Below are 3,664 nucleotides of genomic sequence, written 5' to 3'. Positions count from 1 at the left end.
GCTGAGGAGCTGCAGCAAGGCGGCTAACCGGTTATAGCCAATATCGGGGTTCCTTTGATCCGCGTGCAATAAGCGACGTTAGCGCAACCCAGTGTTTACGCGGGTTTCAGCGATGCGCAATGCAACAATCGCTTTAAAATCAGTCACTTACTGTTTGCCTTCCCGCCCGGGTATGATGGTGCCCATTGTTCTCTTCAGAGAGTTAAACAATGGACCATTGGCACGCTCCCTACCTCGGCTTGCGCCACATCCCGCCCGAACTGACTGAGTTTGAGCTGAACACGTTCTTCACGTTTTCTGCCAAAGAACATACTCTGATTGAGGCGCGGCGCAACCACCTCTACCGTCTGGCGCTCGCCCTTCATCTTGGTTTTATCCGGATGACCGGCCGCACCCTTGATGCCTACAAGCAAGTTCCGAAGGTTTTGTGGAGCCATCTTGGCGAACAGTTATCCATCGCGCCGCCTGAAATCGGAACATTGCGCTCGCTCTACGAGACACGGCCGCGAACGCTGATCGACCATCAGCAACTGGCGCAGCAAGCGCTCGGTTTTTCATCGATGACCGAGCACCAGCGACGTTACCTGGTCCGCTGGCTCAAAGAGACATTAGTCGGCCGGCCGGACCCCTCGACGCTGCTCATGCAGGTTAAGGGTTGGTTGTATGAGCATCAGATTCTGATGCCCCATGATCGTCAACTGAAGCGCGTGATAGCTGAGGCAATCCGCAGCCACGAAACATTCCTGGAGTCGACCTTGCTGTGCTGCTTAGGCGAGGCCAGTGTTCAAGAGTGGAGCCGGCATCTTGCCGCGCCGGTTGGTGATCGGGCCAGTCTTCAGCAGTGGCTGTGGGCAGTTCCGGTGAAGCATTCAACGGTTCAGATGTCCGAATTGTTTGAGAAAATCGACCATCTGCATGGATTGCGAGTCCCCATCAGTTGGCCCTCCCAGATCAACGAAACGCTGGTTCGTCATTACGCACGGCGATGCGCCAACCGACCACCCTCCGTCAGTAAGCGCATTACATCTCAGTCCCGTAGGCTTGAAACCGCCTGCTTCATGCGCTATGCCCTTTGCTCGGCGACCGATCAGCTACTCGCCATGTTCCGCCGATGGGCAATTGAAGTTATAACAGAGGCTGGTAGACAGGTCGACGCCGGTCGACCTGATCTAAAAAGGCAGCTCTGCGGTTTTGCCGAGTCGGTGAGGCTGCTCGCCTTGAATACTGACACTCCGGCCGACGAATCACTGACCAAGATCGTGGAACTGGCTGACCAGGTACTACAGCAGCACGCGCCCAGCCGGCGTAGTTTAATCCGGCTGCAGCTTATGACCAAGAGCGCTCAGGCGCGTGCAATGTTGCATAAGCTCGTCGCACTGCCATTTGAGTCCGAGACGCAGCATCCCGTTGTGGACGCAATCAACGTGCTTCGCAACCTTTACGGCCCTGACGGTAACAGCGAGTTGCCAGTAGATGTCAATATTAAACTCGGTCGCGTATGGAGGGAGAATATTGAGGGCGAAGACCGTACCGAGGCGCTGCGAGCATTCGAATGGGCAACTATTTCCGCATTACGAATGGCGTTAAGAAATGGTTCTGTGTACGTTGATCACAGTTTCTCCTTTCGCAGTCGCGCTACATTGCTCATCCCTGAAGAGGAATGGAAGGCGAAGCGGAACCACTATTACGGCCACCTGGAGCTGCCGCAAGATCCCAAGGTCTTCTTGGCAAAGATTATCGACCACCTTGATGGCGGCCTTGATCGGCTGAAGGATGCTTATCTTCGCGGCGAGGTGCGCATTGAGGCAGGTGGCGTCCGCAATGAGGGTATCGTGGCTGAGGAAAGAGACCCGGCTTTAGATGCGCTGCGTCGCGCCATCTTTGATGATCGCCCAGTGGGTCAACTTCCCAAGATCATCCTGGATATCGACAGCGAGGTGCGGTTTTCCTGGCTGCTCTTGGGTAGGGAGCCTCGCTCGCGCAGCGAGTTACTTCTTGTTTATGCTGCTGTGTTGGCGCACGGAACCTCCTTGTCGGCAGCTGACATCTCCCGCATGATTCCTGAGCTCAAGGCCTCCGCGATCCGGCAGATGATGAAGGTGGTGGCCGATGAACGCAAGTTGCGTGAAGCGGCCGATGCGGTGCTAGCCTACATGCATCGACATCCTATCGCGGCGCACTGGGGAATTGGCGACTTGGCCTCCTCCGACATGATGAGTCTGGAGACAACCCGCACCGTGTGGCAAGCCCGAGCGGATCCACGTCGGCGTACTGCCTCCATCGGGATCTATACTCATGTGCGTGATCGCTGGGGCATTTTTTACGACCAGCCGATTTTGCTTAAAGAACGGCAAGTTGGTGCGGCCATCGAGGGGGTGGTGCGGCAAAACGGAACCGATGACGTCGCTCAGCTCGCTGTTGACACCCATGGCTACACCGATTTTGGCATTGCGGTGGCCAAAGGTCTGAAGTTTGATCTTTGTCCTGTCCTACAGCACATGCGGGACCGCTACTTGCACGTCCCCCGTGGACATATGGTGCCGGATGAAACGCTTCCAGTGGTCGCCGGGGACGTCGACCTCCTTGCGATCGAAGCTATCTACGACCAGTTTGTGCGGGTTGTCGCGTCCATCCGGAGTGGCCGGTGTACGGCCGTACAGGCTTTACAGCGCTTCGGTTCTGCAGCACGAGGCCAAGATGTATACGATGGTGGCGTTCAACTTGGGAGGCTGTTGCGCTCTATATTCCTAATAGACTATTTCACGAACCCAACATTCCGCCGAGAGTTGCGCCATGTTTTGAATCGAGGCGAAGCTGTACATGCGATTCAGCGCGCCGTCCACACCGGTAAAATCCCAACGGAACTTGCTAAGCGGCCAGAGTCCCTCGCTGCCGTATCCTCCAGCCTTTCACTACTGACCAATGTGCTGATGGCTTGGAACACGGCCCATATGCAACGCACCGTCGATCAATTTCAGAAGATCGGGGATGAAGCAATTGCACCTGAACTGCTGCGACGTATCGCGCCCACTAATTTGGAGGGGCTCAATCTGCGCGGAACGCTTGAGTTTCCGCTGGCAGAGTACGCTCTTCGCATTCTACCTAGTAGCGCTGAGGTGGTGCGCGCGTCGCTTCAGAAGCACATGCATTAAGCTGGCGCTACACGTCCGGCATATTGGTAGCCGGACGCGGCGAGCGATTTAGGCGGCCATTTGACTGCATGCTTCAGCGCAACGAGTGCAGGCTTGTGCGCAGTCCTGGCAGTGCTGGGCCTTGTGCTTGGCACACTCTTCAGCGCATGCCTTACAGATTCGCGCACACAGCGTGCAAACCTCTTGGGTGAACTCGCTGCCGCGGGCCATTAACGCAGCAGCGGTTCTGCAGATGGTGGCACAGTCGGCATCGGTGGCGATGCACCGAGCCATCATCTTCACATCCTCTTCTTGCAAACAGGCTGCCGCACATCGGTCGCAAGCTGCTGCACACGCATAGCAGGCCTCAATACAGGTACGAAAATCTTCATGTGACATTTCGATCTCCTTGATAGATGGGCAGTCCGACTGCCCGGATTGCGTTCTGGCGAATGCCAGATCCATGGCAAACAGGAAGCTAGGTGATCACTCATCAATGGACGGCCAGCTTCCATTCCTTTTTCCAGCGACTC

The 3,664-nt window shown here is 56.1% G+C and carries 3 protein-coding genes; 1 reads left to right on the top strand and 2 read right to left on the bottom strand.

Annotated elements, in window-relative coordinates; genetic code table 11:
- Window positions 1-209: 209 nt before the first annotated feature.
- Window positions 210-3,152: a Tn3 family transposase gene (locus B3873_RS21710; protein WP_134222375.1), complete on the top strand. Its 2,943-nt coding sequence runs from the start codon at window positions 210-212 to the stop codon at window positions 3,150-3,152.
- A gap of 48 nt (window positions 3,153-3,200) precedes the next feature.
- On the opposite strand, the gene B3873_RS26650 is transcribed toward B3873_RS21710, so the two are convergent.
- Together B3873_RS26650 and B3873_RS21700 are read right to left on the bottom strand one after the other, a co-directional pair.
- Window positions 3,201-3,362 (bottom strand): four-helix bundle copper-binding protein, encoded by a 162-nt coding sequence (locus B3873_RS26650; protein ID WP_338033897.1) that lies wholly within the window; start codon window positions 3,360-3,362, stop codon window positions 3,201-3,203.
- A 68-nt stretch (window positions 3,363-3,430) separates the two neighbouring features.
- Window positions 3,431-3,664: hypothetical protein (locus B3873_RS21700; protein ID WP_286869019.1), on the bottom strand; the 234-nt coding region annotated here is incomplete at its 5' end.

Source organism: Herbaspirillum sp. UBA812 (assembly GCF_002296545.1).
In the GTDB taxonomy this organism is placed as follows: domain Bacteria; phylum Pseudomonadota; class Gammaproteobacteria; order Burkholderiales; family Burkholderiaceae_D; genus Herbaspirillum; species Herbaspirillum huttiense.
Note: the sequence above shows the minus strand (reverse complement) of the source record. Positions and strands in the feature narration are given on the sequence as shown.